25 protein-coding genes, 1 tRNA gene, 1 pseudogene and 1 CRISPR repeat array are annotated in these 26,117 nt (G+C 59.0%); of the genes and pseudogenes, 5 read left to right on the forward strand and 22 right to left on the reverse strand.

Going from position 1 to position 26,117, the window contains the following annotated elements:
* Window positions 1-35: 35 nt before the first annotated feature.
* A CRISPR array of direct repeats spans window positions 36-642; the repeat unit is 37 nt; unit sequence GTTTCAATCCGCGCCCGCTCATTGCTGAGCGGGCGAC.
* 184 nt (window positions 643-826) lie between these two features.
* The 12 genes and pseudogenes from cas2 to VFN25_RS11020 all read right to left on the reverse strand — a co-directional run bounded on the left by cas2 (window position 827) and on the right by VFN25_RS11020 (window position 11,716).
* On the reverse strand, window positions 827-1,117 hold the full coding sequence (cas2, locus tag VFN25_RS10965; RefSeq protein WP_325141804.1) for a CRISPR-associated endonuclease Cas2: 291 nt from the start codon (window positions 1,115-1,117) through the stop codon (window positions 827-829).
* Between the two features lie 2 nt (window positions 1,118-1,119).
* Entirely contained in the window at window positions 1,120-2,160 is a 1,041-nt protein-coding gene (cas1c, locus tag VFN25_RS10970; RefSeq protein WP_325141806.1) for a type I-C CRISPR-associated endonuclease Cas1c, read from the reverse strand.
* Complete coding sequence (cas4, locus tag VFN25_RS10975; protein ID WP_325141808.1) at window positions 2,157-2,789, reverse strand: CRISPR-associated protein Cas4; 633 nt, start codon at window positions 2,787-2,789, stop codon at window positions 2,157-2,159. Before cas4 ends, cas1c begins: the two co-directional genes overlap by 4 nt.
* Window positions 2,786-2,974: a hypothetical protein gene (locus VFN25_RS10980; RefSeq protein WP_325141810.1), complete on the reverse strand. Its 189-nt coding sequence runs from the start codon at window positions 2,972-2,974 to the stop codon at window positions 2,786-2,788. Before VFN25_RS10980 ends, cas4 begins: the two co-directional genes overlap by 4 nt.
* Window positions 2,975-3,014: 40 nt before the next feature.
* Complete coding sequence (cas7c, locus tag VFN25_RS10985; RefSeq protein WP_325141812.1) at window positions 3,015-3,899, reverse strand: type I-C CRISPR-associated protein Cas7/Csd2; 885 nt, start codon at window positions 3,897-3,899, stop codon at window positions 3,015-3,017.
* Window positions 3,896-5,704, reverse strand: coding sequence for a type I-C CRISPR-associated protein Cas8c/Csd1 (cas8c, locus tag VFN25_RS10990; RefSeq protein ID WP_325141814.1), 1,809 nt, complete (start codon window positions 5,702-5,704; stop codon window positions 3,896-3,898). Before cas8c ends, cas7c begins: the two co-directional genes overlap by 4 nt.
* Complete coding sequence (cas5c, locus tag VFN25_RS10995; RefSeq protein WP_325141816.1) at window positions 5,701-6,387, reverse strand: type I-C CRISPR-associated protein Cas5c; 687 nt, start codon at window positions 6,385-6,387, stop codon at window positions 5,701-5,703. Before cas5c ends, cas8c begins: the two co-directional genes overlap by 4 nt.
* 10 nt (window positions 6,388-6,397) lie before the next feature.
* Window positions 6,398-8,755, reverse strand: coding sequence for a CRISPR-associated endonuclease Cas3'' (locus tag VFN25_RS11000; protein WP_325141818.1), 2,358 nt, complete (start codon window positions 8,753-8,755; stop codon window positions 6,398-6,400).
* 33 nt (window positions 8,756-8,788) lie between these two features.
* Window positions 8,789-9,259 (reverse strand): 23S rRNA (pseudouridine(1915)-N(3))-methyltransferase RlmH, encoded by a 471-nt coding sequence (gene rlmH / locus VFN25_RS11005; RefSeq protein ID WP_325141820.1) that lies wholly within the window; start codon window positions 9,257-9,259, stop codon window positions 8,789-8,791.
* A 12-nt stretch (window positions 9,260-9,271) separates the two neighbouring features.
* Window positions 9,272-9,613, reverse strand: a complete 342-nt coding sequence (gene rsfS / locus VFN25_RS11010; RefSeq protein ID WP_325141867.1) for a ribosome silencing factor — start codon at window positions 9,611-9,613, stop codon at window positions 9,272-9,274.
* A gap of 428 nt (window positions 9,614-10,041) precedes the next feature.
* Window positions 10,042-10,905 carry a sulfurtransferase gene (locus VFN25_RS11015; RefSeq protein ID WP_325141822.1) on the reverse strand — a complete coding sequence of 288 codons (864 nt, stop codon included), beginning with the start codon at window positions 10,903-10,905 and terminating at the stop codon, window positions 10,042-10,044.
* Window positions 10,902-11,716: pseudogene (locus tag VFN25_RS11020) on the reverse strand (CoA pyrophosphatase). The gene VFN25_RS11015 and the pseudogene VFN25_RS11020 overlap by 4 nt, the downstream one beginning before the upstream one ends.
* A gap of 69 nt (window positions 11,717-11,785) precedes the next feature.
* Between VFN25_RS11020 and VFN25_RS11025 the strand changes: the two are divergent.
* Entirely contained in the window at window positions 11,786-12,142 is a 357-nt protein-coding gene (locus VFN25_RS11025) for a hypothetical protein (RefSeq protein ID WP_325141824.1), read from the forward strand.
* A 59-nt stretch (window positions 12,143-12,201) separates the two neighbouring features.
* On the opposite strand, the gene VFN25_RS11030 is transcribed toward VFN25_RS11025, so the two are convergent.
* Window positions 12,202-12,882: an FKBP-type peptidyl-prolyl cis-trans isomerase gene (locus tag VFN25_RS11030; protein WP_325141826.1), complete on the reverse strand. Its 681-nt coding sequence runs from the start codon at window positions 12,880-12,882 to the stop codon at window positions 12,202-12,204.
* Between the two features lie 233 nt (window positions 12,883-13,115).
* Here VFN25_RS11030 and VFN25_RS11035 point away from each other — a divergent pair, with 233 nt between their 5' ends.
* Complete coding sequence (locus VFN25_RS11035; protein ID WP_325141828.1) at window positions 13,116-13,898, forward strand: enoyl-CoA hydratase/isomerase family protein; 783 nt, start codon at window positions 13,116-13,118, stop codon at window positions 13,896-13,898.
* Window positions 13,899-14,026: 128 nt separating this feature from the next.
* On the opposite strand, the gene VFN25_RS11040 is transcribed toward VFN25_RS11035, so the two are convergent.
* The 5 genes from VFN25_RS11040 to VFN25_RS11060 form a co-directional block, all read right to left on the reverse strand.
* Window positions 14,027-14,923, reverse strand: coding sequence for a DUF1684 domain-containing protein (locus tag VFN25_RS11040; RefSeq protein ID WP_325141831.1), 897 nt, complete (start codon window positions 14,921-14,923; stop codon window positions 14,027-14,029).
* Between the two features lie 30 nt (window positions 14,924-14,953).
* Window positions 14,954-16,756, reverse strand: coding sequence for a DNA mismatch repair endonuclease MutL (gene mutL, locus VFN25_RS11045; protein WP_325141834.1), 1,803 nt, complete (start codon window positions 16,754-16,756; stop codon window positions 14,954-14,956).
* 61 nt (window positions 16,757-16,817) lie between these two features.
* A complete protein-coding gene (locus tag VFN25_RS11050) occupies window positions 16,818-18,143 on the reverse strand; it encodes an N-acetylmuramoyl-L-alanine amidase (protein WP_325141835.1) in 1,326 nt (441 codons plus the stop codon).
* An 87-nt stretch (window positions 18,144-18,230) separates the two neighbouring features.
* The gene (gene tsaE, locus VFN25_RS11055; protein WP_325141837.1) at window positions 18,231-18,719 is read right to left on the reverse strand and encodes a tRNA (adenosine(37)-N6)-threonylcarbamoyltransferase complex ATPase subunit type 1 TsaE; all 489 of its coding nucleotides are present in this window, start codon (window positions 18,717-18,719) and stop codon (window positions 18,231-18,233) included.
* Entirely contained in the window at window positions 18,716-20,206 is a 1,491-nt protein-coding gene (locus VFN25_RS11060) for an NAD(P)H-hydrate dehydratase (protein WP_325141839.1), read from the reverse strand. Before VFN25_RS11060 ends, tsaE begins: the two co-directional genes overlap by 4 nt.
* Window positions 20,207-20,282: 76 nt before the next feature.
* On the opposite strand from VFN25_RS11060, the gene queG reads away from it, so the two are divergent.
* Complete coding sequence (queG, locus tag VFN25_RS11065; protein ID WP_325141841.1) at window positions 20,283-21,350, forward strand: tRNA epoxyqueuosine(34) reductase QueG; 1,068 nt, start codon at window positions 20,283-20,285, stop codon at window positions 21,348-21,350.
* A 477-nt stretch (window positions 21,351-21,827) separates the two neighbouring features.
* Here queG and panC read toward each other — a convergent pair whose 3' ends face one another.
* The 4 genes from panC to pcnB form a co-directional block, all read right to left on the reverse strand.
* Window positions 21,828-22,712, reverse strand: coding sequence for a pantoate--beta-alanine ligase (panC, locus tag VFN25_RS11070; RefSeq protein WP_325141843.1), 885 nt, complete (start codon window positions 22,710-22,712; stop codon window positions 21,828-21,830).
* Between the two features lie 8 nt (window positions 22,713-22,720).
* Window positions 22,721-23,545, reverse strand: coding sequence for a 3-methyl-2-oxobutanoate hydroxymethyltransferase (gene panB, locus VFN25_RS11075; RefSeq protein WP_325141845.1), 825 nt, complete (start codon window positions 23,543-23,545; stop codon window positions 22,721-22,723).
* 64 nt (window positions 23,546-23,609) lie between these two features.
* A complete protein-coding gene (gene folK, locus VFN25_RS11080; RefSeq protein WP_325141847.1) occupies window positions 23,610-24,107 on the reverse strand; it encodes a 2-amino-4-hydroxy-6-hydroxymethyldihydropteridine diphosphokinase in 498 nt (165 codons plus the stop codon).
* Window positions 24,104-25,498 (reverse strand): polynucleotide adenylyltransferase PcnB, encoded by a 1,395-nt coding sequence (gene pcnB / locus VFN25_RS11085; RefSeq protein ID WP_325141848.1) that lies wholly within the window; start codon window positions 25,496-25,498, stop codon window positions 24,104-24,106. The genes folK and pcnB overlap by 4 nt, the downstream gene beginning before the upstream one ends.
* A 97-nt stretch (window positions 25,499-25,595) precedes the next feature.
* Between pcnB and VFN25_RS11090 the strand changes: the two genes are divergently transcribed.
* A tRNA-Glu gene (locus VFN25_RS11090) sits at window positions 25,596-25,671 on the forward strand.
* An 82-nt stretch (window positions 25,672-25,753) separates the two neighbouring features.
* Window positions 25,754-26,077, forward strand: coding sequence for a ferredoxin FdxA (gene fdxA, locus VFN25_RS11095; RefSeq protein ID WP_325141850.1), 324 nt, complete (start codon window positions 25,754-25,756; stop codon window positions 26,075-26,077).
* The last annotated feature ends 40 nt before the right edge of the window (window positions 26,078-26,117 follow it).

Genomic DNA, 26,117 nt, shown 5'->3' on the forward strand with positions numbered 1-26,117 from the left:
CCGATGATGATGCGGAGGACGTCAAAGCCTACTGGGTTTCAATCCGCGCCCGCTCATTGCTGAGCGGGCGACGAATTAAGCCGCGCCGTAGGCGTCGGCTTGAATGTTTCAATCCGCGCCCGCTCATTGCTGAGCGGGCGACTGGCCACAACGATGTCGCCGACATCGCCAAGGCCGTTTCAATCCGCGCCCGCTCATTGCTGAGCGGGCGACGCGCCGGATTGCGCCCACAGCAGTAAATCCCGCCGGTTTCAATCCGCGCCCGCTCATTGCTGAGCGGGCGACAGACACGAGCCACCCACATCAGCCTTGTAGTCCTTGTTTCAATCCGCGCCCGCTCATTGCTGAGCGGGCGACGCCTCTGGCGACAGCGTTCTGCCGGTGGCATCGGTGTTTCAATCCGCGCCCGCTCATTGCTGAGCGGGCGACGAGGTCTATGTGCCAGTCATTCTTGGCCGCAGAGGTTTCAATCCGCGCCCGCTCATTGCTGAGCGGGCGACAACGCCTGCCGTTCGCTACTCGGGTTGGGCAGCGTTTCAATCCGCGCCCGCTCATTGCTGAGCGGGCGACCGTCCAGCCCTCAGGTTGCACAAATAGGTGTACTGGTTTCAATCCGCGCCCGCTCATTGCTGAGCGGGCGACACCTCGCCGATAAACCGTTGTCCCACGGGGAAAATTCGTGGGGTATTCGCGAACCTACGAGGTAAGCTCGATTGTCGCGGTGCGATGTACTGCCGTGCAAGCTGCGTTTGGCCACTAGCATAGGATTTCAGGGAATCGCGAACCTCCCGTGATTTCGACATCGCTACAGGTTCGCGCGAACGTTTCATATGACCAGCGGCCCTTCGAAGTCGATCGCCTGGAAATTGCCGAACTCTTTGACGTGGAGTTCAACAGGCTCGGTCAGCCGGTAGAAACGCAGACAATCTTCGTCCTCATCGATAATATCCAGAAGCTTCCGTTCCAACTTCTCGACCTGCATCTGATCAACGCGACACTCGAATACAGATTTCTGCACCCGCTGGCCAACGCCTTCACACGCCTTCGCAACACGGCGAAGGCGCCTTCTGCCTTCACGGGTTTCAGTAGATACGTCATAGCAGACGATGATGAGCATGCTCAACGCGCCATGAAAGGTAGATAGGCTTCGGTTTCGCCGCGCAAGCTGCGTGCAAGAAGACGTGCCTGAATTTGCGCAAGCAGCCCGTAAGGCACTTCAGTTTCGAGCAACGGATGTTTCAACTCTTCCTTCTTCTTTTCCTGCCATGCGGTGCCAATTGTTCGGCGCGCATCATCGCTCATCAGTACACCTCCGCCTTCGGTATTGCGGAAATCATCTGCTTTGAGTTGCCCTCGGTTGATCAAGGTCAGGGCCAGGCGATCGGCGATCACCGAACGAAACTCCTCAACCAGATCAAGCGCGAGCGCCGGTCGGCCAGGTCGTAGTACATGCAGAAACCCAACCTGCGGATCAAGACCGACTGTTTCCAGTGCGCTTCGACAGTCATGAGTCGCCAGGGTGTAGAGAAACGAAAGCACTGCATTCATTGGATCACGCGGTGGTCGGCGGTTGCGGCCATCCATCGAGAACGTTGCTCTCGCATCTCCTCTGATCACGTGATTCAACGCAGAAAAGTAGGTGCGTGCCGCCTCCCCTTCGATGCCACGCAGCTTGTCGACATCGTTGGCGATCGCTACCGCCCGCAATGAGGCGTTGAACTTCAGCACCGCAGCATCAAGTGCCGCTGTGTCTGCTGCATCTTTTGATTCACGCGTGCCTCGTTGCAGCAACGTGCGGCAATTACGTAACTTGCCCGCAACAATGTTGCGGGCAATGCCCAATGTCCGAATTGGATCAGCGGCGACTTCATGTTGAGCCTTGCGAAGAAAAACGTTGCCGGTGGTCGGCCCTTCGACTCGCGCGCGGAAACGACCATTGCGATCGAGCAGGGTCATGCCGATACCGCTTTCCGCACAGCGGCCGATCAGCGCAGGCGAGATCAACACATCACCCACGGTGACGATTCCGCACAGGTGATGAAGCGGCACGCGCAACTTTGCTTCACGCTCGATCTCGATGCGGATTGTGTCGTTGTCCAGATGCAGGTAGCTGCCGCTGGTCATCACGTACAGGGTGTTGAGCAAGGTGTGAGCCGTCATGATGAATGAAGCTCCTTGAGCAGGCTGGCGTATCGCGGTTGCAGGCTTTTGAGTTTAGGCTGACAGAGTTCGCTGAGTGAGCACTGTCGACAACGAGCATCATTGACCGGCGCAGGAAGTGTCGATGAAAGCATAAGTTCGCGAACCGTGATGGCCGCCGATTCAACTGCTTCACGCAACGATTCATCAATCACTACTTCACGGCGTCTACGTGACGTGAAGTGAAATATCGCACCCGCCTTGACCGCCTTCCCGGTCATTTCCTCCAGACAAAGCGCCTGCGCGGCAAGCTGAAGATCATCGTGACGATGTTGCCGACGCGGGCCGTGCTTGTATTCGACCGGATAGGCCGAGCCATCAGCAGAAAATTCCACCAGATCCGCCTTTCCAATCAACCCGATCCGATCGCACCACAAGGGCATCGCGCGTTCGATGCGGACAGTCCCCTTTAATTCCGCGCCCGGTTCATCGACATGGGCATGCACGGCATTGCCGCGCATCGTGTGAACGTTCTCGGAAAAGACTTGCTCAACATGGATCAATGCGCATTGACGCGGACAGTAGCTCCAATGCTGCAGTGCCGAAATGGGAACCGGTTCGACGCGGTCAATGTCTCGCGGCAATCTCATGAGACGATGATTTCATCTCGTACGAAGTACATTCGGCTCAACAAAGGCGCCGACCCTCCCTCAAAATGCAACGTCACAACATCACACACTCGACAATAAAACTCCGTTTCATTGTCGACTTCAACAAAGATTGCCTGGTCTGCTGCGCGGGCAAGCAGACCACGTTCCGGCGTCTGCTTGATCATGAAGTGGATTTCAGCGCTCGTTGCGGCGTCATTGATGGAATCAACCGACCTTGCGATGTAGGGCAACGCCGTTCGGCAGACCGGTTTCATCGATGGCGACCGTGTAGTCGGTGAACGAACGCGCTGCGGTGACACCGGGGCGCAGTGCAAAGTTGATGCGCTCGAATAGACTGTGTGCTGGCGCGTTGCCCAGTGCGCCCGCGTGCTCAAACACGTAGAGCCCGCGCATCGACATCAAGCCACGCGCCGCCGAACGATCGTGCTCGAACAGGTTGGCCAGCGCCTCCCAAAGCAATGCCAGATCTTCTGCGGAAAACCCGGTCTGATTGGCCAAGTGCGCGGAAACGAAACCATGGGCGAGGTAGAGACCGTAGGGAACGGTGAACTTGCGGCCCATGGTGCGATTGTCACCATCCTGCTTCTCAGCTTCCGCTTTCGTTGCGACCGCCATCCGCGTAATCGAGTGTTCCAGTTGCACGATGGGGTCGATGGATCGAGCAAAGGTAATCTGCACCGGACCGCGAACCTGGCCGCAATTGATGCCTGTCGACATCACCGCACCGAACGTGCGCACATCGAAAAAGTTTTGGCACATCCAGGCACGAGCCTCATCAACCTTGTCGCCGCCTTTGCGCTTCTTGCTATCGCCCTTGAGCAATTCCTCAGCACCAATGCCTTTGTAGGCGCGTTCGTGCTGGTCGTTCAGGATGGCCTTTTCCTTGACGTAGATTTCAAACGGAGGCTTCTCACCCTTGGCCATGCCGACGTAGTTGCGCACCTTGCGCTTTAGGCAAACATCGGTGACCAGGCCATGACCCGATTCAGCATCGAGGCGCGGCAAGTTGCCGGCATCGGGATCACCATTCGGATTGCCATCCTGCACATCGAACAACAACGCAAAGTCGTAACGTTTTTCCAGGCTCATGCTGTTTCTCCCTGATCTTCCGGTTGCGAAGCCACGTCATCGGGCTTCTGTTTTGAGGTGTAGAAATCCTGTTGCTGGTGGTAGTAGCCGACGGCAAACAAGCCCTGCTCGGTCAGGCTGAGGCGCGTCGGTATCGCATTCAGTCCGGCGAAGATCTGACCGAGCAGTTTCTCGAACCAGACCACCAGGCCGGGTTTGTCGATCTTGGCCAGGTGATGGTTCTTCAATTTCAGCAATATCGGAAAAACGCTCGATGGCGAGCTACTGGCTGCGCCGAAGTAGCGCTCGCGAATGGTCGCGTTGATGCCAGGCTGGGCAATGGCCTGGATACGTTCGAGTGCGGCGAACAATCTGCCGAGACGATAGGCGGGATCGGTGTTTTCAGGATCGAGGCTCACGGTCAACTCCTTGGCGGACAGCCGGTTGTGGCGAATCAATCGATTCAGCGATGCCTTGAGCACGGCAGCGCGCGGATATTTGATCGTTTGATCAGCGCGAATTCGGCGAATTGCGGCCTGCATCAAGGTTGAGGGATAAGGGGAGCCGAGAAGAATGGCGCGCATTGTGTCGCCGGCCATATCCGGCGGAATGTTCTCGACCTTGTTTAGCAGGGCGATCGAGGTGAACAACCGATACAGCGACAGGTACGGGCTCTCGAAATCCGGCTTGACCAGTTCGAGATCGTCGAAGTGCTGGCGGATGCGCAATGCCAATTCGGCAATCGTCGAACTTTGCCAGAAGCGCACCGCGATTCGTGCCGCGTTTGGAGCAAGACCGAGCACAAAAAATCGCGAATCGCGATCATCGCCTGCATAGGCACCGGTGGCAGTCGCCCGATAGAGATTGCGCACGGCTTCGACGCCACGATCCGGGCCGTCCATTTCCGTCTCACCAAACACGGCCGCGAAATCGCTCTCAAAGGGGGATTTGTTGGCATCCGCAGCCCAGAACACGGTCGACGCATCGCCTATTTGCATGCGCTGCGACGAACCCTTGCGCAAGAGATGATTGAGCGCTGTTGTGTAGGCGAAAGCGGCCTTCTCACCGACCGGGGCATTGAAACTCTGTTCCTTCCCGTATGAGTCATATCCAGAATTCTTCTGGAAAGAGACCAGCTTCGCGTTGCTCTTGGAATTGGTGATCGGCGTGCGTCGATGCAAACGCGCGATTTGATCAATCTCCCCAGTCACAGCACAGAACGCATGAACTGTTGAAGCTGCACCATCAAATTCATCGTCTTGTGGACCCAAATCCGTACCCTCAGCAACGAGTTCTGCGATTCGTGGGCGCTGGCAAACCAACTCAACATCCCCATCAAGGCGGAACGAAATGTTGCAACCTGGAATACGAGAACATTCATCCCACCGCAAATCAGCACGAACTCGCTGGATCTGCTCATCACTGTCGAGGAATGCGGCAACTGCCTGAAGCCCAATTTCTTCCGGCAGACTATGCAGCGCTTGATCAACGCATTTCCTGAATGCCGTGAATTGCTTGTGCGCCATTTCGACGTCCTGCTGCCGATCCGACTTCGGGAAATTCAACGCATACCCATAGTGGTCCCAGAGAAGATTGGCCGTTTCATATGCACGAGGTCCGCTTCGCTCCTTTTCCTCCGGAACCAGAAACGTCTTGGCGACAAACCGCTTCCCTACCAGTTCCCGAGTATCGGCCAGTTGAACGAATATGCCGTTTGGTGAAAGCACGACAAGAAACGGAATCGCCTTGGTCGAAAAGCCGGGCGGGGGAAGTTCGCCGCTGGCACTCTTGCGAACGTAATATTCATTCAACGCTTGCAGAATCATCCGCGCACCTCCGCACTGTCCCGTGCCGGCACTTCAAGCACGCCATCACGCAGCATCGCGCGATAAAACAACGGCTTTGGCTCGGCATGCGGGGGTGGGCCGAAATCGAGGTCATACAGGGTCCAGCCAAGATCGCGCTCACCGACGAGATCAGCAGGCGGCACAAATGCATCCGTCTTGCCATCAAGCAGTCGGAATGCGCATGAAAACTCACGTGTGCCGAGGTAAGGCTGATTGAAGCACTGGCCCTGCGACGCGCGGCGCTCGAACATGGCAGCAAATTTCGCCTCCGTGTCCCCTTCCCCGGCCTTCTCTGTCAACTCAAACCGCGCATGCAACCGATAGCGTACGTCACGCAGCAGCAATCCGGCGCGCTGTTGGCGCTGATCCTCGACATTCAGCCCCAGGGAACCCTTGCCCGCCGTCATGGCACTCTTGACCGACCCCATCGGAACGACCGCACCGACCTCATTGCGCCGCACTGAAATCCAACGAATGGGCTCGCAGACTTCGATACGTGAAACCTGCCATCGGATCGCCGGTTTCCACAGAATCGCCTCAAAAATCGCGCGCGCAGCCGATGGTGTGATCACATCGTAGCTGACCCGCTCGACCTTCATTTCCGGACGCGTGAAGCAAGCGTAGGGGCCACTCACTTCAATACAGAATCCTTTTGCGTTCATTGGCGCTCCTTCAGCAAATATAGTCGGCTGGATTGCCGGTATCGCTAGTCACCGTCAATCCAAGCCTCTGGTCATAAAGCAAATCGAGTGCCAGCCAAAGTCCGGCGCGCTCTTCCAGTTCACCGCGCCTGAGCATTTGTTCGAAGATTCGACGTGGGACGCTAACTGTATAGCGCTGCAATTTACGATAGAGCCCGGTTTGACGACCGTCCTTTTCGAGCGCGCCCAACCAAGCGCCGACAGGACTCTCCGACGCACCATCCTTGCGATACGCCACGATGATACTTTCGCTGTCGTTGTCGATCAGACGGAATCGCTCCGCCGCGGTGCGGAATGCGGCGCGGTCATGCTTGAGCAATTCAAGTACTCCGCCACGATCGAAGCCGCTGTCGTCCTTGGCGTAGAGTTGATTGAAGTATTCAGTGAAGGCAGCCGGTGAAAGCGGATCAGCCAGACGACCGGTTTTGGCCATTTCTGTCATTGCTTGTTCGCCTTGACGCAAGATTCCCGGAGGGGCCGATTGCGGTGGAACGAAAACCCGGACCTTTCCTCTTCCTTCGAGACGCCCCTCACGATTGCATCGACCTGCCGCCTGGGCGATTGAATCGAGCCCGGCCAACGCACGGAAAACCACCGGGAAATCGAGATCAACGCCTGCTTCGACCAGTTGCGTGCTGACCACCCGCAAGGGACGCTGATCCTTCCCTTCGGCCTTGTCACGCAAACGGATCTTGATTTGCTCAATCACGGCGCTGCGATGCTCGGCGCACATCAAGGCCGATAGATGAATAGCGCCATCCTCCGGCAGCAGGGCAAACAGCTCGCGCGCGTGTTGGCGAACGTTGACGATGCTCAGCACACAATCATGCGCAGCAATCTCAGCCGCGATTTCCGGCCAGTGTCTGCGTGCGGAAAAATCAGCAGGCAAGTCAATATCCACGCGACGCAATGCATCAAACATCGGCTGCGGATCATCAATGATCGGCCGCATTGCTTCTGCATCGACTCCATCAAGAAGAAGACGATTGCTGATCGGTTCACGACGTGGAATCAGTGCGGGCTGGGTTGCCGTGCAGAAGAGCACGGTGACGCCATAGTGAGCGACCAGCAGTTTTAGCGCTCGCAGGATCGGCGCAAGAAAATCACGTGGAAGTTGTTGCGCTTCATCCAGCACGATCACGCTGTTGGCCAGATTGTGCAGCTTCCGGCAGCGGCTGGTGCGAGTGGCATGCAAGGACTCGAACAATTGGACATTGGTCGTGACGATCAGCGGCGCATCCCAATTTTCAGCCGCAAGTCGACTCGCGTGATCCTCCTTGCGCTCGGAGACATCCAGATTGCTGTGATGCTCCAGCACAGCATCCACACCCAAAGAAGAGAGCGCATTGCGGAAGGATTTGGCGGTTTGCTCGATGATGCTGGTATACGGAATCGCATAAACAATGCGACGCTTGTCATGAGCAATTGCATGTTCAAGCGCAAACGCCAACGATGCAAATGTCTTGCCGCCGCCGGTCGGCACAGTCAACTCGAAAAACCCTGGCGCAAGCCCGGCATCGCGACCTTTCGATCGACACTTTTCGAGAACCTCTGCACGGATACGGTTGACCGGCAAATCTGGACCGCTAGCCACACGCCCTTCAAGCGCGATCATTGAGTCATCGAAAGCTAGCTTGGTTGCGGTAAGCGATGGATATCGGGATCGCTTCGATGCCTTATTTGAGTCGTAATAGGCTTCAGTATCGAGAAAATCCGCATCGACAAGGCTGGAAAACAACATGCGCACCCACAGCGCGAAGCCTTGTGTGCCGCCAGCAATCATCGAGGCTGGATGCTCTACCGTAAGAATGTCCTCAGGGATCGTCTGCGCCATTGCCTCCACAAATTCGCGCTTGGCCATCTCGCTGCTCAGCCGGAACTTCAGGCTGGTTGGAGATGCTTCGTCCAAATCCGGGAGCCCCGAATGATGACCAGCGATCAGAAACGCCAGTATCTGCCCACGTAGCGGACCGAGGCTTTGGATGGCATGAAGTGCACCCGCATGTGAATGAGTCACACGCTGCGCGAACCCTTCTATATGTGCGTCAATGCCATCGACGGCCGCAAGCTTGGCTTGGAATGCCGGGCGGTACTTCCCGAGGTCGTGCCAGAGTCCGGCCAAATGACCCCAGTCGTTAGATCCGAAGGGCGCAGAGAATTCTGCCGCGAGCGCTGCAACAGCGCGCAAATGATCGGACAGCGGATGATCTGGTGAATGCGCAAGCGATTCGAATTTTTGTTCCATTTCTCCCCCTGCTCCCTGATTGGCTTTGCGATCACTACTCGCGAACAAGCTTCGAGTCGTTGAGTGCAGTAAGGCACTACTCATTCGCAAAAGCTGAGACTGGAAACTTCCCGACGCTCAAGCCCGATGATACGGATGCCCGGCGAGGATGGTGGTGGCGCGGTAGAGTTGTTCGGCGAGGATCAGGCGCACGAGCATGTGCGGCAGGGTCAGTGGGCCGAGTGACCAACGCTGGTTGGCGCGTTTGAGGACGTCTTCGGCGTGGCCGTCGGGGCCGCCGATGAGGATGGCGAGGTCGCGGCCTTGCATGCGCCAGTTGCCGAGTTGCTCGGCAAGCTGTTCGCTGCTCCAGGGTTTGCCGCGACCGTCGAGGGCGACGACATGGGTCTCCGGCGCAATGGCGGCAAGTACCGCCGCGCCTTCGATCGCCATCGCGCGAACCGGGTCGCGGCTTTTGCCGCGATTGCCGAGCGGCACTTCAACCAGTTCAAGCGGCAACTCACGCGAAAGGCGCTTGTGATATTCGGCGAAGCCTTGCGCGACCCAGGCCGGCATGCGTTCACCGACTGAGATCAGTCGTGTGCGCATGCCCGATCCTGATCAGCCATCGAGCTTTTCGGGATGCTCGTCATCGCCGACGGTCCACAAGCGTTCGAGGCTGTAGAACTCGCGGGTACGCGGCAGCATGACGTGGACGACGATATCGCCAAGATCAACCAGCACCCATTCCGCTTCACGCTCGCCTTCGACGCCGATCGGTGGCAGGCCAATCTTCTTGGCTGCGCGCACGACTTCGTCGGCGATCGACCGGACATGTCGGGTCGAGGTACCGCTGGTGATGACGATGAGGTCGGTGACTGAAGTCTTGCCGCGAACGTCGATTTCGCTGGTTTCGCGCGCCTTGAGATCTTCAAGCGCCTTGACGACGACGCCGTGGAGCATCGCAAACACATCTTGCTCAAGATCCGGTTTGATGCGCTTCTTTGACGCCGTTTTCGCGGCGGCCTTCTTCACCGCAGGCTTGGCTTTCGGTTTCGGCGTACGCGCCTGGGCGGGCTCCATGGCCTTGGCCGGCGACTTCGCTGGCAGCCTGCCAGGATCTCGCGCGGCTGCCGCATCCTTCTTCGCTACCGTCGATTTGCGCGTGGCTGGGGCTTTCTTCGCCGCGGTGGTGTTGCCTGCCCGGCGCGGCCGGACGCGTGTTTCAGACGTACTCAAGTGGACTCAACCTCATTGCAGGGGCGCGCCAGAACTGGCACAGCGGGAGTATAGGGCCAAACGGCTTGCGGTTCCTGACCGGGACGCCGGACAGGGTCGAAAAGATCGGCATCAGGGGCATTGCAGATTGCGCTGCACAACCGTCATCGCAATCAGAGCGCGGCCCTGGGCTCGGCACCGACGCCAATCGCGCGCGACGGATCGCTGATCCAGCCACTCCACGACGGCGCAAACAGGCGTGATCCATGCAATCCGGCCTGCTCCATGGCGAGCAGGTTGTGACAGGCGGTGACTCCGGAACCGCACATATGCACGACCGATTCCGGCACACGGGCACCGAGCAGTGTCTTGAACTCGGCGGCCAGTTGCTCAGTGGACTTGAAGCGTCCATCGCCAGCGAGGTTGTCGCTGAAGGGTCGGTTGCGTGCGCCGGGGATATGCCCGGCGATCCGATCCAGTGGCTCCACTTCACCGCGAAAACGTGGCCCACCACGAGCATCAATGAGCAGGATTGATTGTGTATCGAGTCCTGCCTGCAGGGCATCGTAGTCGACCAGTTGGGTCGGGTCGTAGCGTACGGAAATTTCTGCGCCTGCCGGAACCTGCTGACTGGTTTCGATACGTGCGCCGCTGCTATTCCAGGCCGACCAACCCCCATCGAGCACACGGACCTGACTGGCCCCGACCAGGCGCATCATCCACCACAGGCGCGCGGCCGCGAGCGCGCCGCCGGCATCGTCATAGGCAACCACGGACCGATCCGGGGTCCAGCCCCAGCGTGAAAGCACGGCGGAAAAAGCCGTTTCGTCCGGCAAGGGGTGACGACCCAGGCCACGCTTTGAAAGATCCGACAGTTCACGATCAAGATCGGCATAGATCGCACCGGGAATATGGCCCGCCGTCCAGGCGAGGTGTCCGCTATCCGGCGAGCTCAATTCCTTGCGGCAATCCACCACGAGGACGTTGCTCCCGGCGATCAGCCCGGCCAGTTCATCTACGCAAATCAGGGGTTTCATGGGTTCGCCTCCAGACGTCGCAACAGGTTTTGCAGAATCGCGGCAGTCGCGCCCCAGATGCGTTTGCCTTCGTAGTCGAATTCGAAGATCTCCCGACCGCGACCTTGCCACATGATTTCCGATCGCTTCAGGCACCCCGGTTCGAGGATGATATCGAGCGGCACTTCGAACACTTCGGAAACTTCAGCCGGATCCGGTTTCAACTGGAAACCCTCGCGAACCACAGCCACCACCGGGGTGACGCTGAAGCCCGAAATCGTGTCCAGGCAATCGAGATAACCGAATGCGTCGACAAACTCCGGCTTGATACCGGTTTCCTCATCGGTTTCGCGCAAGGCTGCGGCAATCGCATCGCGATCGGCAGCTTCCAGGGCACCGCCAGGAAAACTGATCTGCCCGGCATGATGACGCATCGTTTCGTTGCGTCGCGTGAACAACATGCTCAACGAGTCGGCGCGGCAAACGACCGGCAACAAAACCGCCGCCTGACGCAACGGCGCCAGTTCTGGCCACAACTCGGGAAACTCGTTTGCGTTCCAGCCTGGTGGTTGCGGTGGGTCATCGAGTGCTCGGGTCGCGCGACGCAGACGCCGGATATTGATGTGCTCGCTCACGCCAGATCCGCCTCACGCTGCGGCAAGACCACATTCATCAATCTGTCGCGCTCGGCTGTGCTCATGCCGAGCCAGCGACCGATTTCATCGCCGGTGCGGAAACAACCCACGCAAAGTCCGGCGTCATCAAGCTGACAAATGCCGATGCAGGGACTGAGAACAGGTTGGGGGAAATCAATATTCAACGGGTGGGCAATCCTGTTGGCAGTTGCAGCCTGCTGTTACATTACTGACGAATCCGAAACATGGTGCCACGCATGCTGGGAATGGCAACAAAGGTAGTGAGTGATTACGGCAAGGTTTTGTCGACCGTCGAGCCCGGCGTCTACGGCTTGCCGGAAAGTTTGCTGCCGCATCCACGTGAATCGATCCGGTTCGCCATCCTGACCCTGCTCAGAGAGTTGGGACCCGGTCACCCGGAAGTCAAGGAAGGTCTTCGCCAGGGTTATGTCTATCTCGCCCAGTTCGTCAGTGACGAAGAGGCCAAAACGGCGAAATCAGGTCAGGCCAGTGTCACCGACGTCAATGTCGACGATGCCAGCGCCGAACCGGCCATGCGCATCATCAACCAGATCAAACTCGATATGGAGAGAGCGGTCGAGGAAATGCGTGACTTCCCCTGATCCGGAAACAAAAACGCCGCGAAATTCCGCGGCGTTTTTGTTCATGGCGCAGGACTCGATCAGTTCGAATCGATGACCTTGATATCAAATACCAGGGCCTGGTTCGGACCGATGCGTGGCGCCTGGCCACGTTCGCCATAGGCAAGATCCGGTGGCACGAAGATCTGCCAGTGATCGCCTACCTTCATGCGCGAAAGCGCTTCCTGCCAGCCCTTGATCACTTCATCGACCTTGAACTTGACCGGCTGGCCGCGAGCAAACGAACTGTCGAATTCCAAACCATCGGAAAGCGAACCGCGGTAATGCACGGTGACTTCGCTGGTCGGACCGACGCGCTTGCCGGCACCGTCTTCAATGACGCGGTATTGCAAACCTGAAGGCAGCGAAACGATGCCCTTCTTGGTCTTGTTCTCGGTCATGAACTTCTTGCTGGCGGCCAAGTTGGCATTGGCAACCTTGTCGAACTCGGCCTTGGCTTCCGTCATCATTTTGGTCTGGAAGGCGGTAAGGATCTCGCGCATCTTTTCTTCGGGCACCGCTGGCGAACGTTTGGCGTACGCATCCTGGATCGCTCGAATGACCGTATTGATATCGACATCCATCTTGCGGTCCTGGAAATCCTTGCCGACCTGATAGCCGATCGAATACGAAAGCTTGCCCTTTTCGGACGTCGTGTCCTGGGCCAGAGCGGTCCCTGTTACCAACAACGCCGCTATGGCGAGTGACAAACCTAATTTCATGCTACCTCCAGAAAGAATCTGAGACGGATGGGAATACGGTGTTGCGACGGACCGGCCAACCGGTTGGCCCGAAAAAGGCCGGCCAGTGTAACCGAGCCGCTGCTTAACGCCAATTGAAGCCAGTTGGCGTAAAGGGCGGCAGTTGTGAGTGCAAGCGGCGACCAAAGTTCGCGGCCCGGAGCCACTGATATGATCCGGCTCTTTCATGAACCGGAACATACCAGGAGATAAGCATGGCCTTTCGTAACCTGAACAGCGCGGATCGAGGCGCGGTGCGTACCCTGACCATCAATCGGCCAGAAAAACTCAATGCGCTCAATCGCGACACTCTCAACGAACTGAAAATTGCCTTCGAACAGGCTCGGTATGACGATTCCGTGCGCGTCGTAGTGCTTGCTGGCGCGGGTGAGAAGGCTTTTGTTGCCGGTGCGGATATTGCCGAACTGAATACGCTTTCCCCGATCGAGGCGCAGGCGTTCTCGCGTACCGGGCAAGCCCTGATGCGCAACATCGAACTGCTTGGAAAGCCGGTGATTGCCCGCATCCAGGGATTCGCCCTTGGCGGCGGCCTCGAACTCGCCATGAGCTGCCATCTGCGCATCGGCAGTGAAAAGGCGAAACTCGGCCTGCCCGAAATCACGCTTGGCCTGTTGCCGGGCTTTGGCGGCACACAACGCCTGCTGCGACTTGCCGGGCGTTCCGCCGCGCTTGAGCTCTGCCTGCTCGGCCAGCCGGTCAATGCACAGCGCGCCAGCGAGTTGGGCCTGCTCACCCGCATGGTCAGCGTGGAAAGTCTGGATGATGAGGTCAGTACTCTGGCCGACCAGCTTGCAAGCTCGGCGCCGCATGCGCTGGCAGGCATTCTGGATGCGATCCTGATTGGTGGCGAGTGTTCGCCGATTGAAGGCCTGGACTATGAATCCAAGGCCTTTGCCCTGAGTTGCACCAGTGCCGACATGCGCGAAGGTACCAGCGCATTCCTGGAGCGGCGCAAACCGGTGTTCACGGGCAAATAGGCCGGCACTTTTCGTTCCTCGGCGATGCGACTGCGCCATTGCGGGTCGGCCCGAAACGCAGAGACGAAAAACGGGTGATGGATGCCGGGTGTCTGTTTGCTCGTTGCTCGTGATCCCGAGGCGCGGCTTCAGTGATGGCTGCCGCGATACTTCTTTTCGCCGGCCCTGACCTCGACGCCAAGCCGATTCTCGGGTGGCGCAAGTGGACAAGTGGCGTATGGGGTGAATGCGCACGGCGGGTTGTAGGCCTTGTTGAAATCGATGATGACCTTGCCGTCCTTGGGCATCTCCGAATAGATGAAGCGCGCCGCACCATAGGTTTCCTTGCCGCTGGTCTTGTCGGCAATGATGTAGAACAACTCGTCGGCATCATCGGTTTCAAGCACCGGCAGCAACTCGAAAGTCTTGCCGCCGTGCTCGAAGACGGCCTTGCCCGGCACCGGCATCTTGTCGATGGTGCCGATCACATTGGGAACCTCGAGAAAATGCGGGGGATCGAATGCGACCCACTTCGCTTCGATGCGCCAGCTCGGATCAATCGGGAAGTAATCGATGCCGAGGAATCCGCTGCGGGTCTTCGCCTCGCTGTCCTTGATGCGCAGGCCTTTCTTGCCGCCGGCACGATCGATCAGGTAGAAGTTCACGGTATCGAAACTGATCATCGTCGGTGACTCGTGAGAGTCATCCAGCAGTTCGGCGCTTGTTGCGGATTTGCCGTCAATCTTTGCCCCGGAATCGGCGCTCAGGGTCAGGCTGACCTTGTCGCCTTTCCATTCGATGCTGCCAAGGTGCGCAGGCGCCTTGGCGATGACGATATCGTTGTCGCCGGCACTGCCGATTGTATTGATTCCGGGCTTCAGCCAGTCCAGACCAACCAGGGACAACCAGCCGTTCGGCGCCTTCAAGCGCTCGACGCGCTCCGCGCGCCAGGTTTCGATCTGTTTCATGTAGTTGTCCTCGTTGCCGACAGAAATCAGTTGGGTTCCGGAAAGACTGGCAGCAAGCAACAGGCTGGTCATCAACATCGAGGGTTCCTTGGGTTGGGCGGGTGATTATCATCGACCACGAAGAAACAGGCGATCAAGCTCCTGCATGGTCAATTGCACCCAGGTCGGACGACCGTGGTTGCATTGAGCGGAACGTTCGGTGGCTTCCATGTCACGCAGCAGGGCATTCATTTCGGGCAGGGTCAGGCGGCGATTGGCACGCACCGAGCCATGGCACGCCATGGTCGAAAGCAGCTCGTTTCCGACTTCCTCGATGCGCCGCGAAGAGCCGTGAGTGGACAAGTCGGCAATCACATCGCGAACCAGTTGCGCGACATCGCCGGCTGCGAGCAAGCTCGGAACCCTGCGCACGGTGATGCCTTGCGGGCCACTGCGCGCAATATCGAAGCCAAGCTCACTGAAGCGTTCGCCCTGCTCCTCGACAATCGTGGCTTCTTTCTCGCTGAGCGCAATCATCAGCGGCACCAGCAGCATCTGCGAGCGGATGCCTTCGCCAGCCTGGGCAAGCTTGAGGCGCTCATAGGTGATGCGCTCATGCGCCGCGTGCATGTCAACCACGATCAAGCCGTGCGCGTTCTGGGCGAGGACGAAGACGCCGTGAACCTGTGCGATCGCGTAGCCGAGCGGCGGGATATCCGATTCCTCAGCGTCCACCGGAGTCGGCCCGAAGGCAGGATCGAACGATGTCACCGGACTGGCTGCGGTTGGCGTACCGAGCAGTGCGGCGTAGTCGGCCAGTGGCTCGCCGATGCCAAGACGCAAGCCCGACTGATGGCGCAGCACCGAACCTTGCATCGATTGGAAAGGTGTCGACTCCCCACCTGCTTCGACAACAACCGGTTGCATGCCGGCACGTGCGCCAGCCAGCGCCTCATGCAGGCTGCGATAAAGGAAATCGTGAATCAATCGCGACTCGCGAAAGCGTACTTCGCTCTTGGCCGGATGCACGTTGACGTCGACGCCTTGCGGATCGAGTTCGAGAAAAAGCACAAAGGCGGGGTGGCGGCCATGAAACAGCACATCGGCATAGGCCTGGCGCACCGCATGGGCAACGACACGATCGCGGACCAGCCGACCGTTGACATGGAAGTATTGCTGGTCGGCTTGCGAGCGTGAGGCGGTCGGCAGGCCGACCCAGCCGGTCAGTCGCATCGCAGCGCCTTCATGATCCACGCGCAAGCTGTTGTCGACGAATTCCTGACCGAGCACATCGGCGACTCGGCGACTGGCTTCCTCGACACTGCGCAGCGGTTTGTACAGACGCACGATCTTGCCGTTGTTGCCAAGGCGGATCTCGACCGAGCCGTGTGCCAGCGCGATCGACTTGACCAGATCATCGATATGATTGAACTCGGTGCGCTCGGCGCGAAGAAATTTTCGCCGTGCTGGCAAATTGTAGAAAAGATCACGGATTTCGACACTGGTGCCGGGCGCATGCTGAGCCGGGCGCTGGCTGTGAGGCTTGCCACCATCAACCTCGATACGTGTCGCGCTGGTCGCCTGCGCTGTTCGCGAAGTCAGCGCGAATCGGGATACCGAGGCGATCGAGGGCAGCGCCTCACCGCGGAATCCGAGCGTGCCAACTTTTTCCAGATCCTCGAAGCTGGCGATCTTGCTGGTCGCATGGGCCGAAATCGCCAGGGGCAAATCGTCGGCATCGATACCGCTACCGTCATCGCGTACCCGGATCAGGCGTGCCCCACCCTCCTCGATATCGATCTCGATGCGCTGCGCACCGGCATCAAGGCTATTTTCGATCAGCTCCTTGACCACCGACGCCGGACGTTCGATGACCTCACCGGCAGCGATCTGATTGACGAGTTCGGCGGGAAGCGCGTGGATACGGGGCATGCGGCACTCAGGCTTTGATCAGCCCCGCATGATAGCGGATCGGACCCGCCGTCGAGCCTGCTCAGCTCTGCGGAATTTCGAGGACTTCGCCAACGTTCACGCTGTCACGTGAGAGCTTGTTGGCGCTGCGCAGCGCGGCGACCGAGGTGCCATGCTGAGCCGCGATCAGGCTCAGTGATTCACCACGGGTGACCACATGGCGACTGGCTTTGCCACGGTTGCCTGCCTGTGCGAACCAGGTTCCCGGCGGTGGAGTCGTGCGGAAGTAATTGCGAATGCCATCAAGGATCGCGTTGGCCAATTTGGTACGTTCGGCTGGCGTCTTCAGGCGACGCTCTTCAGCCGGATTCGAAATGAAAGCCGTCTCAACCAGGATCGAGGGAACGTCCGGCGAGCGCAGCACGATGAAGTTGGCTCGCTCGACATGATTCTTGTGCGTGGGACCGACCCGGCGCAGGGAGGCATAGACCTGACTGGCAACCGAGTTGCTGGCCTCCATCGTGGCGCCTTGTGACAGATCCAGCAGCACTGCAGCCAGAGTGTCGTCGCGAGTATCCAGGGAAACGCCACCGACCAGATCGGCACGGTTTTCACTGTCGGCCAGCCAGCGCGCCGCCTCGCTCGTCGCGCCTCGCGGCGACAGCACCCAGACCGAGCTGCCGCGAGCTTCGCTCTTGGTAAAGGCATCGGCATGGATCGACACGAACAGATCGGCCTTGGCATCTCGCGCCTTCTGATAGCGCTCTTCCAGCGGAATAAAGAAGTCGCTGTCCCGGGTCAGCATGCCGCTCATGCCCGGCTCCTTGTCGATGACACGCTTGAGTTCCTGGGCAACGGCCAGCGTGATGACTTTTTCAAAGGTGCCGGAAGCGCCGATCGACCCCGGATCATCGCCCCCGTGACCGGCATCGATCATGACCACGACATTGCGCGAGGCACCCGGCGGCACGACTTTGGCGACTGACTTCACCGGATCGGGACGCGTCTTCGGATACAAATCCAGGACCAGCCGATAGCCGAACTTTTCCGCCGGCTGCAAGAGAAAACTTTTCGGACGAACGCCTTCGTCGAGATCGAAGACAACGCGCAAACCATTCTTGCCATGGCGTCCGCTGCGAACAGCCTTGAGCAGACCCTTGACCTCGGCTGCATCGTAATTGCTGGCAAATGAACTGGACTCCAGATCGAGAACCAGGCGATCCGGGCCATCGAGATCGAAAACCTTGTAGTCAACCGGTGCCGAGACATCGAATACGGCGCGCGTGTACTCGGGACCGGCCCAGATACGCAGGGCCTTGATCTCCGCCGATTGGGCAGAGGTCGCTGCGACCAGCATCAAGGCGAGGGCGGAAACAATTCGAGTCATTATCGGCGTACGACCGTCCATGGTTGGGCATTCAAGCGCAGATGGCGACGCAATTCAAGTCTTTTCCCTTGTAAATCCGCAATATGCACGCTGTTCCTGAGAAAGATTTCAGGAGTTGCCGGATTCCTTGAAACGATCCTCAAGATTGCCCAACCACTCCTGTCCACGTGCCGACAGGGCTTTCATCATTGCATTGCGACGTTCACCCGCGTGATCGAGGCGAATGCACAGGTCCGCGGGCGGGATCGCACCCAAACCGCGTTCGGGCCACTCGATCAGAACCAGACTGCTTGATCCGAGCAGGTCGGCAAGGCCCAGCCATTCGAGTTCATCGGGATGGGCAATCCGGTACAAATCAAGATGATGCATGCTCAGATCATCGACCCGATAGGATTCGATCAGGCTGTATGTCGGGCTCTTGATGCGCTCTCCGACGCCACGTGCAGACAGCAGTGCGCGTGCAAACGTGGTTTTTCCTGCGCCGAGATCGCCTTCGAGAAGGATCACACCATCCGCTTCGATAACCCCGGCAAGCGTTTCGGCCAACTGCGTCAACGCAGCCTCATCGATACACTCCCATGCCTTGCTCGAATTCATGCGCGACACCCGTTGACGAGACGACGCAGCGGCACGAAAAGATCGCTCGCGAGCAAGCCACGCGGACACTCAGCGGCGGCATCATCACCGGCAAGCGCATGCACCAGCGTACCCAGGCAAGCGGCATCCCAAGCGTCAAGCCCTTGCCCCAGAAGCCCGCCGATGACTCCTGTCAGTACGTCGCCCATGCCGGCACTGGCCATTCCCGGGTTGCCATAAGGACACAGCGCGAGCTGGCCTTCGGCATCGGCAATCAGGCTGCCTGCGCCCTTGAGTACGACGACCGCCGAGTAGCGCCGAGCAAGCTCACGCACGGCGGCAAACCGATCTGACTGGATTCTGGCCACATCACAACCGAGCAGCCGCGCCGCCTCGCCCGGATGCGGCGTCAACACCGTCGAGTGCGCGAGTGCGCGCGACTCGCGGGCGAGCAGATTCAAGGCATCGGCATCGAGCACACCGGGCTTTCCTGCGCGAATCGCGCTATCCCACATCGCGTGGCTCCAACCGCCCTGACCCAGACCCGGACCGATTGCGACCACGCTGCAATGATCGAGCATGGCTTGCAGTGATTGCGGACTGTCGACACCACGCGCCATCAACTCGGCACACCGCGTATTGACCGTCGGCACGTGTTCCGCCCGGGTCGCCACGCTGACCCGTCCTGCACCGACTCGCAATGCCGCTTCGGCACTCAGGCATATGGCACCGGCCATGCCGTGATCACCGCCGATGGCGAGAATATGTCCGAACTGCCCCTTGTTCACATTGTTTGATCGTGGCGAAAGCAAGGACAGATCATGCATGCCAAGCAGTTTCGCATCGGCAGAAAAATCAGCGAAAATATTCTCCGGGATTTCAAGCGTATCGAGATGCAGCACGCCGCAACAATCAACGCCGTCGGCACTGAACAGTCCGCGCTTCCAGGCGACGAAACTGATCGTGATATCGGCACGCAGAGCAACTCCGGCGGCACAGCCGCTGTCGGCATCGAGACCGGAAGGAACATCGAGAGCAAGTTTGCCGCCCTGGTGCGCGTTCATCGCATTGATCAACGCCGCTGCCACGCCCTCTGGCGCACGCGTGATGCCGGTTCCGAACAGGCCATCGACCAGCACGTCAGCCTGAGTCAATGGGGTTGCCTGATCGGCAACCTCGATGCCACCCCCCGCACCGATCCAGGCCGCGCGCGCGAGCTTCGCATCGCCCCGTGATTCGGCTCCGAGCGCTACGACGTGCACATCAAGGCCAGCCGCCCGGGCCAGCTTCGCCAGCAGGAATGCATCGCCGCCATTGTTGCCCGAACCTGCGATCACCAGCAGTGAGCGCGCCTCCGGCCAGCGCTCTTGCAGGCACGAAAATGCCGCCGTCGCGGCACGGCGCATCAGCTCCGGGCCGGGAATTTCAGCACGACTGATCGCGGCAAGATCGATTTCGCGAACCTGGTCAACGCGATAAAGGGATCGGGATTGGGGCAAATCTGTCATCTGGCGATTATACGGAGCGTACCGCCCCGGTCGTTGAACCTCGTATGCTGTCGATGCATTTTCATCAATTCGAACCATGCCGAACATCGACTACACCAAGCTCACCAGCGATCTGCACGAATGGGCCGGCGAACTGGGTTTCCAGCAACTCGGCATTGCCGGGGTCGAATTGGCCGAAGACGAGGCGCATCTGCTCAACTGGCTTGATGCCGGGCGTCACGGCGAGATGGAATACATGGCCCGTCACGGCAGCAAGCGCAGTCGACCTGACGAGTTGCTGCCCGGAACCTTGCGCGTGGTTTCGGTGCGCATGGACTATCTGCCCGAATCCGCCCGCGATGGCTGGGATGTCCTTGCTGATTCGCAAAGTGCCTATGTCGCCCGCTATGCGCTCGGTCGTGACTATCACAAGCTCATGCGCAATCGCCTGCAGAAGCTGGCCGATCGCATTGCCAATGCGGTCGGCCCGTTCGGGTATCGCGCTTTTGTCGACTCAGCGCCGGTGCTTGAACGCGCCCTCGCCCGCGATGCCGGCCTCGGCTGGATTGGCAAGCACACCTGCATGATCAATCGCGATGCAGGCTCGTGGTTCTTCCTCGGCGAGTTGTACACGGATCTGCCGCTGCCGCTGGACACACCGGCAACCGAGCATTGCGGAACCTGCCGACGCTGCATCGATATTTGCCCGACCCAGGCGATCGTCGCTCCGTATCAGGTCGATGCGCGTCGCTGCATTTCGTATCTGACCATCGAACTGCGCGGCTCGATTCCCGTGGAATTGCGTCGGCCGATCGGCAACCGCATTTTCGGCTGTGACGATTGCCAGCTGATCTGCCCGTGGAACAAGTTCGCCACGCCCACCACGGAATCCGACTTCAAACCCCGGCATTCGCTGGACGATCACCAACTGATCGACCTTTTTGCCTGGAGCGAGGAAGAGTTCCTCAAGCGTACCGAAGGCTCGCCGATACGTCGCACCGGTTATCTCGGCTGGTTGCGCAATATCGCGGTGGCTCTGGGCAATGCGGCGTTCTCGGACGAGATTGTCGATGCCTTGCAGAGTCGTGCCAGTCATCCCGATGAGATCGTCCGCGAACATGTGCAATGGGCGCTGGCGGAGCACGTCCTTCGCGCGCCTCGGTAGAAGGCATTTACGCCCGATGCTTTTGGCCGCTGAAGCCGCATCCTGCAGAAGGGTCGGCGGTGAAACAGGTATCGTTATCCCGGCATGGCTGCTTTGTAACGGCACTGTTGTTGTAAAACAACAACGGTTTAACAATTTTTCGGCTCCTCACCCGAGGCGAAAGTCAGAAGTGATCGGATGATGTTGGCCGCTACGAGCACGGCAGATCCGAGGAACAATCTCAAGATGTTGATAAGCGATGCATTTTTCTGACCAAGTCAGGAAATTCCGGACAAAAAAAACCCTCGCAGCGATTATCGCGCGAGGGTTCAATTGGAGTGACGATTACCTGCAATGCGCCCTGTTGGCCACGAGGTTTCAACGATTGACGTTGCAAAAACCCCGAGGACGGTTGTAATCCTACCACAAGGTGTGGCGAACTGCCATACACATCACACTTCAAACCACGACCTCGACACACCTGGTCTTGCAGGCCCCTCAAACCATGGTCGGTATCGACCATTCCAGGTTGTCGATCAGGCGCACCGAGCCAAGCCGCGCAGCGATCAGGATGACCAGCGCTTCATCCACTTCAGCCGACACGGGGCCAAGATCTGCAGCGCTGCGGATGGCGACATAGTCGGGCTCGAAGCCGGCATCGACAAGACGCTGCATGGCGCTGCTTTCAATTTCCGCAAGCATGTCTTTGCGCCGTTGTTCTTCGGCCAGGACTTCATCGAGTTGCTTGCTGACCCATTCCAGAGTGGCGCGAATTTCCGCCGCCTGCTCGCGCTGTCCGGCATCCAGATATTGATTGCGCGAACTCATGGCGAGACCGCTGCTTTCGCGAACAATCGGCGCGCCGACAATTTCGACGGGAAACCCGAGATCCGCGCTCAGGCGTCGAATGACCAGCAATTGCTGATAATCCTTGCTGCCGAAAATCGCCACATCGGGCTGGACCAGATTGAACAGCCGAGAGACAACGCTGGCGACACCGTCAAAATGCCCCGGTCGTTTCGCACCTTCGAGTACGTCACCGAGCTCCGGAACACTGACGCGAACGCCATGCTCGGCGCCGAACGGATACACGCAGTCGACTTCAGGCGTGAACAACAAATCGCAATGATGTTTTTCCAGGCCCAGTGCATCTTCCTGCGGAGTCCGCGGATAGCGCGAGAAATCCTCGTTGACACCAAACTGGGTCGGATTGACAAAAATGCTGGCGACGATGAAGTCGCCGTACTCTCTTGCCGTCGAGATCAATGAATAGTGACCTGCGTGCAGGTTGCCCATGGTTGGCACGAAGGCCACGCGCCGCCCTTTACGGCGCTGCTCGCCGACCCTGGCGCGCAACTCATCCACATCATGAGTGATCAACATGCTGCTTCTCACCAGGCGTGTTCCGGCCCCGGGAACGACGAATCGCGCACCGCTTCGACATAGGCCACCAGGGCGGCATCGATCGAATCGTGTCCGCGCAGGAAATCCTTGCTGAAACGCGGTCGGCGCCCCGGTGTGATTCCGAGCATGTCGTAGAGCACAAGCACCTGACCATCACAGCCAGCGCCGGCACCGATGCCAATGACCGGTATCGAAACTTCGCTGGTGATGCGTGTCGCCAACTCGGCGGGAACGCATTCAAGCACCAGCAACGCCGCTCCGGCTGCAGCGACAGCATGGGCATCCGCCAGCAAGCGTTCGGCATCTTCGCTCTGCTTTCCCTGGACCCGATAGCCACCCAGCTTGTGCACCGATTGCGGCGTGAGTCCCAGATGAGCGCAGACGGCGACATCGCGCTCTGCCAGCGCGGTGATGACTTCCAGGGCCCAGCCCGCGCCTTCGAGCTTGACCATCTCCGCCTCACCCTCACCAATCAGGCGTGCGGCGGATACGAGGGCGGTCGGAACATCCCGGTAGCTCATGAATGGCAGATCAGCGATCAGCAACGGCGCCTGCATTCCGCGCGCCACCGCAGCGCAGTGATAGATCATGTGATCGAGGGTTACCGGCAAGGTGCTGCTGCGGCCCTGGATAACCATGCCGAGCGAGTCACCGACCAAGACGGCATCGATTCCGGCACTGTCGAAATGGGCCGCAAAGCTCGCGTCGTAACAGGTCAGCATGGCGATCTTGTCACCACTCTTCTTTCGCTGCTGGAGAACAGGAGCGGTTACGGATGTGCGCGGTGTCGGAGTGGTCGGCTTCGTGTACATCGGGCTTGGATAGAAAATGTGGGGTCGATGCTTCTGAAAACATCCTAACCCGGATGCTGGGGAATCAGTCGTGACCGGGCAAACGAATGCAGGTCGATGTGTCGAGCCCTGCAAGCAATGCGGACACCACACCATGCTCTGGCAAACTCAACGAAGGTTCAAGCTCGGCCAGCGGAACCATTACGAACGCGCGTTCGGCCATGCGCGGGTGCGGAACGCGCAAGTTGTCCTCATCAATCATCGACTCGCCGTAGAGCAGCAGATCGAGATCGATCAAGCGCGGCCCCCAGCGTGTCTCATCGCGCAAGCGCCCCGCCTCAACCTCGATGCGCAGGAGTTCGCGCAACAATTGAAAGGGGCTCAACGTGGTCTCGATTTCGGCGACGGCGTTGACGAACTCGGCCTGCTCGGTGATGCCCCATGGTGGTGTTCGATAGAAGCCGGAGTGTCGAATCAAACGCGTTTGCGGCGACTGATCGAGCGCCTTCAATGCCGATTCGATTTGTGCAACGGGGTCACCCAGGTTGCCGCCGAGTCCGACAAACGCACGCACGCCACTCACTCGGACGAGGGCTCCGCAGACGCAGTGTCCGGCGATTCAACATTGTGCTTTTTGCGCCGTGAGCGTTTGCGTTTGCGCACCGGATCTCCCTCGACGCGTGGCGCGTTGGGCGCATTGGCAGCAGCCAACCGCTTCGAGAGAGCCTCGCTGTCGAGCTCTTGCGCCTCCGTCCACCAATCGACCTGTTCCTTGAGTTCGGGTTCTTCATGCGCGCGAATGAGCAAAAAATCATAGGCCGCACGAAATCTCGGATGGGCCAGCAGGCGCATGACGCGCTTTTTCTGGCGTTGCTCGAAACGTGGTTGCAATGACCAGATCTCGTCCATGGCATAGGTAAAGCGTTTCGGAATCGCCACGCGCGCGGCCTGCTGACGCAGGATGCGATCAACCGCTGTCACCGAGGCCACTGCCGGATCTGCACCTTCGTTGCACAGGCGCTCGGCCAGGCTATGGACCGGCTCCCAAAGCATGGCCGCAAACAGAAACGCGGGCGTTACCGTCTTGCCGCTGCGAACGCGGTCATCGGTGCCGGTGAAGGTGTAACCGAGCAGCCGCCCGAAGCTCGCACAATTCGGCCCTGCCAGTGCTTCGGCGGTCGCCGGAAAAATCTGTCCAAGCAAACCGAGATTGTGCAACCGGCGCAGGCTTTCCAGGCCGTGACCTGCAAGAAACAATTTCAGCGATTCATCGAACAGACGCGCCGGCGCCACGTCAGCGAGCAGCGGGGCCAGATCCCTGATCGGCGCCTCGGTCTCCGCAGACAGATTGAAATCGAGTTTTGCAGCGAGCCGGGCCGCGCGCAGCATGCGTACCGGGTCCTCGCGATAGCGTTGCTCCGGATCACCGATCAGATGCATGCGTCGCTGACGCAGGTCTTCGATCCCGCCGACATAGTCGCGCACGCTGAAATCAGCGATGTCGTAGTACAGCGCATTGATCGTGAAGTCGCGACGAATCGCATCCTCTTCGATATCTCCGTAGACGTTGTCACGGACGATGCGTCCATCGACCACATGCCGGTCGCAGTTGCCGACTTCGCCGACACCACGAAACGTGGCGACTTCGACGATCTCGCGACCGAAGACGACATGGGCGAGACGGAAACGCCGACCAATCAGCCGACAATTTCGAAACAACGCACGGGTTTGTTCCGGAGTGGCATCCGTGGCGACATCAAAATCCTTGGGATGACCACCAAGAAGCAGATCACGAACTGCGCCACCGACCAGAAATGCCTTGTAGCCGGCCTCATGCAACCGGTACAGCACACGAAGCGCGCCGTTGGAGATGTTCTTGCGCGAGATGCCGTGTTCTGCACGCGGAATGATGCGTGGAACAAGGGCATGGTCATCGGAGTCGGAGGGGTGCGGAGACGGTGCAGTCGGGCTCATTCCGCAGTCACATTCAAGTTCAAAGGCATCGCCTGGCAATTGTCGGCAGTTACGAATTCGTTATACTACGCGCCCCGTGCGGTTTGTCCCAGACACCGCTCCCTTCGTCTAGTGGTCCAGGACACCGCCCTCTCAAGGCGGGAACACGAGTTCGAACCTCGTAGGGAGCGCCATTCGGGTGCAATCGTTGACGATTGCGATTCAGCAAGCGGCCATCAAGGGTCGCCATTGGCAAGCACAGAGACGATATTTTCCATGCCCTTCGTTGTTATCGACAACTGCATCAAGTGCAAGTACACCGACTGCGTCGAGGTCTGTCCAGTCGATTGCTTCCACGAAGGCCCGAATTTTCTCGCCATTGATCCGGAAGAGTGCATCGACTGCACGCTGTGCGAGCCGGAATGCCCAATCAATGCGATTTATCCTGAAGATGACGTTCCGGCCGGGCAGGAGGTTTTCATCCAGCTCAACGCCGATCTGTCGAAGATCTGGCCGGTACTGACCGAGCGCAAAGATGCGCCGGCTGATGCCAAGGAATGGGAAGGCAAGCCGGACAAGCTCAAGCTGCTGGAACGCTGAGCCCGTTTCGAATCGCTCAACCCGCTGCATTCATCGAACC

This window comes from Dokdonella sp. (assembly GCF_035703485.1).
GTDB lineage: Bacteria > Pseudomonadota > Gammaproteobacteria > Xanthomonadales > Rhodanobacteraceae > Dokdonella.

What these genes read in the sequence shown, in the direction of transcription:
- cas2 (WP_325141804.1), bottom strand. Translation starts at nt 1,117, where the DNA reads ATGCTCATCATCGTCTGCTATGACGTATCTACTGAAACCCGTGAAGGC.
- cas1c (WP_325141806.1), bottom strand. Translation starts at nt 2,160, where the DNA reads ATGACGGCTCACACCTTGCTCAACACCCTGTACGTGATGACCAGCGGC.
- cas4 (WP_325141808.1), bottom strand. Translation starts at nt 2,789, where the DNA reads ATGAGATTGCCGCGAGACATTGACCGCGTCGAACCGGTTCCCATTTCG.
- VFN25_RS10980 (WP_325141810.1), bottom strand. Translation starts at nt 2,974, where the DNA reads ATGATCAAGCAGACGCCGGAACGTGGTCTGCTTGCCCGCGCAGCAGAC.
- cas7c (WP_325141812.1), bottom strand. Translation starts at nt 3,899, where the DNA reads ATGAGCCTGGAAAAACGTTACGACTTTGCGTTGTTGTTCGATGTGCAG.
- cas8c (WP_325141814.1), bottom strand. Translation starts at nt 5,704, where the DNA reads ATGATTCTGCAAGCGTTGAATGAATATTACGTTCGCAAGAGTGCCAGC.
- cas5c (WP_325141816.1), bottom strand. Translation starts at nt 6,387, where the DNA reads ATGAACGCAAAAGGATTCTGTATTGAAGTGAGTGGCCCCTACGCTTGC.
- VFN25_RS11000 (WP_325141818.1), bottom strand. Translation starts at nt 8,755, where the DNA reads ATGAGTAGTGCCTTACTGCACTCAACGACTCGAAGCTTGTTCGCGAGT.
- rlmH (WP_325141820.1), bottom strand. Translation starts at nt 9,259, where the DNA reads ATGCGCACACGACTGATCTCAGTCGGTGAACGCATGCCGGCCTGGGTC.
- rsfS (WP_325141867.1), bottom strand. Translation starts at nt 9,613, where the DNA reads ATGCTCCACGGCGTCGTCGTCAAGGCGCTTGAAGATCTCAAGGCGCGC.
- VFN25_RS11015 (WP_325141822.1), bottom strand. Translation starts at nt 10,905, where the DNA reads ATGAAACCCCTGATTTGCGTAGATGAACTGGCCGGGCTGATCGCCGGG.
- VFN25_RS11025 (WP_325141824.1), top strand. Translation starts at nt 11,786, where the DNA reads ATGGCAACAAAGGTAGTGAGTGATTACGGCAAGGTTTTGTCGACCGTC.
- VFN25_RS11030 (WP_325141826.1), bottom strand. Translation starts at nt 12,882, where the DNA reads ATGAAATTAGGTTTGTCACTCGCCATAGCGGCGTTGTTGGTAACAGGG.
- VFN25_RS11035 (WP_325141828.1), top strand. Translation starts at nt 13,116, where the DNA reads ATGGCCTTTCGTAACCTGAACAGCGCGGATCGAGGCGCGGTGCGTACC.
- VFN25_RS11040 (WP_325141831.1), bottom strand. Translation starts at nt 14,923, where the DNA reads ATGTTGATGACCAGCCTGTTGCTTGCTGCCAGTCTTTCCGGAACCCAA.
- mutL (WP_325141834.1), bottom strand. Translation starts at nt 16,756, where the DNA reads ATGCCCCGTATCCACGCGCTTCCCGCCGAACTCGTCAATCAGATCGCT.
- VFN25_RS11050 (WP_325141835.1), bottom strand. Translation starts at nt 18,143, where the DNA reads ATGGACGGTCGTACGCCGATAATGACTCGAATTGTTTCCGCCCTCGCC.
- tsaE (WP_325141837.1), bottom strand. Translation starts at nt 18,719, where the DNA reads ATGAATTCGAGCAAGGCATGGGAGTGTATCGATGAGGCTGCGTTGACG.
- VFN25_RS11060 (WP_325141839.1), bottom strand. Translation starts at nt 20,206, where the DNA reads ATGACAGATTTGCCCCAATCCCGATCCCTTTATCGCGTTGACCAGGTT.
- queG (WP_325141841.1), top strand. Translation starts at nt 20,283, where the DNA reads ATGCCGAACATCGACTACACCAAGCTCACCAGCGATCTGCACGAATGG.
- panC (WP_325141843.1), bottom strand. Translation starts at nt 22,712, where the DNA reads ATGTTGATCACTCATGATGTGGATGAGTTGCGCGCCAGGGTCGGCGAG.
- panB (WP_325141845.1), bottom strand. Translation starts at nt 23,545, where the DNA reads ATGTACACGAAGCCGACCACTCCGACACCGCGCACATCCGTAACCGCT.
- pcnB (WP_325141848.1), bottom strand. Translation starts at nt 25,498, where the DNA reads ATGAGCCCGACTGCACCGTCTCCGCACCCCTCCGACTCCGATGACCAT.
- fdxA (WP_325141850.1), top strand. Translation starts at nt 25,754, where the DNA reads ATGCCCTTCGTTGTTATCGACAACTGCATCAAGTGCAAGTACACCGAC.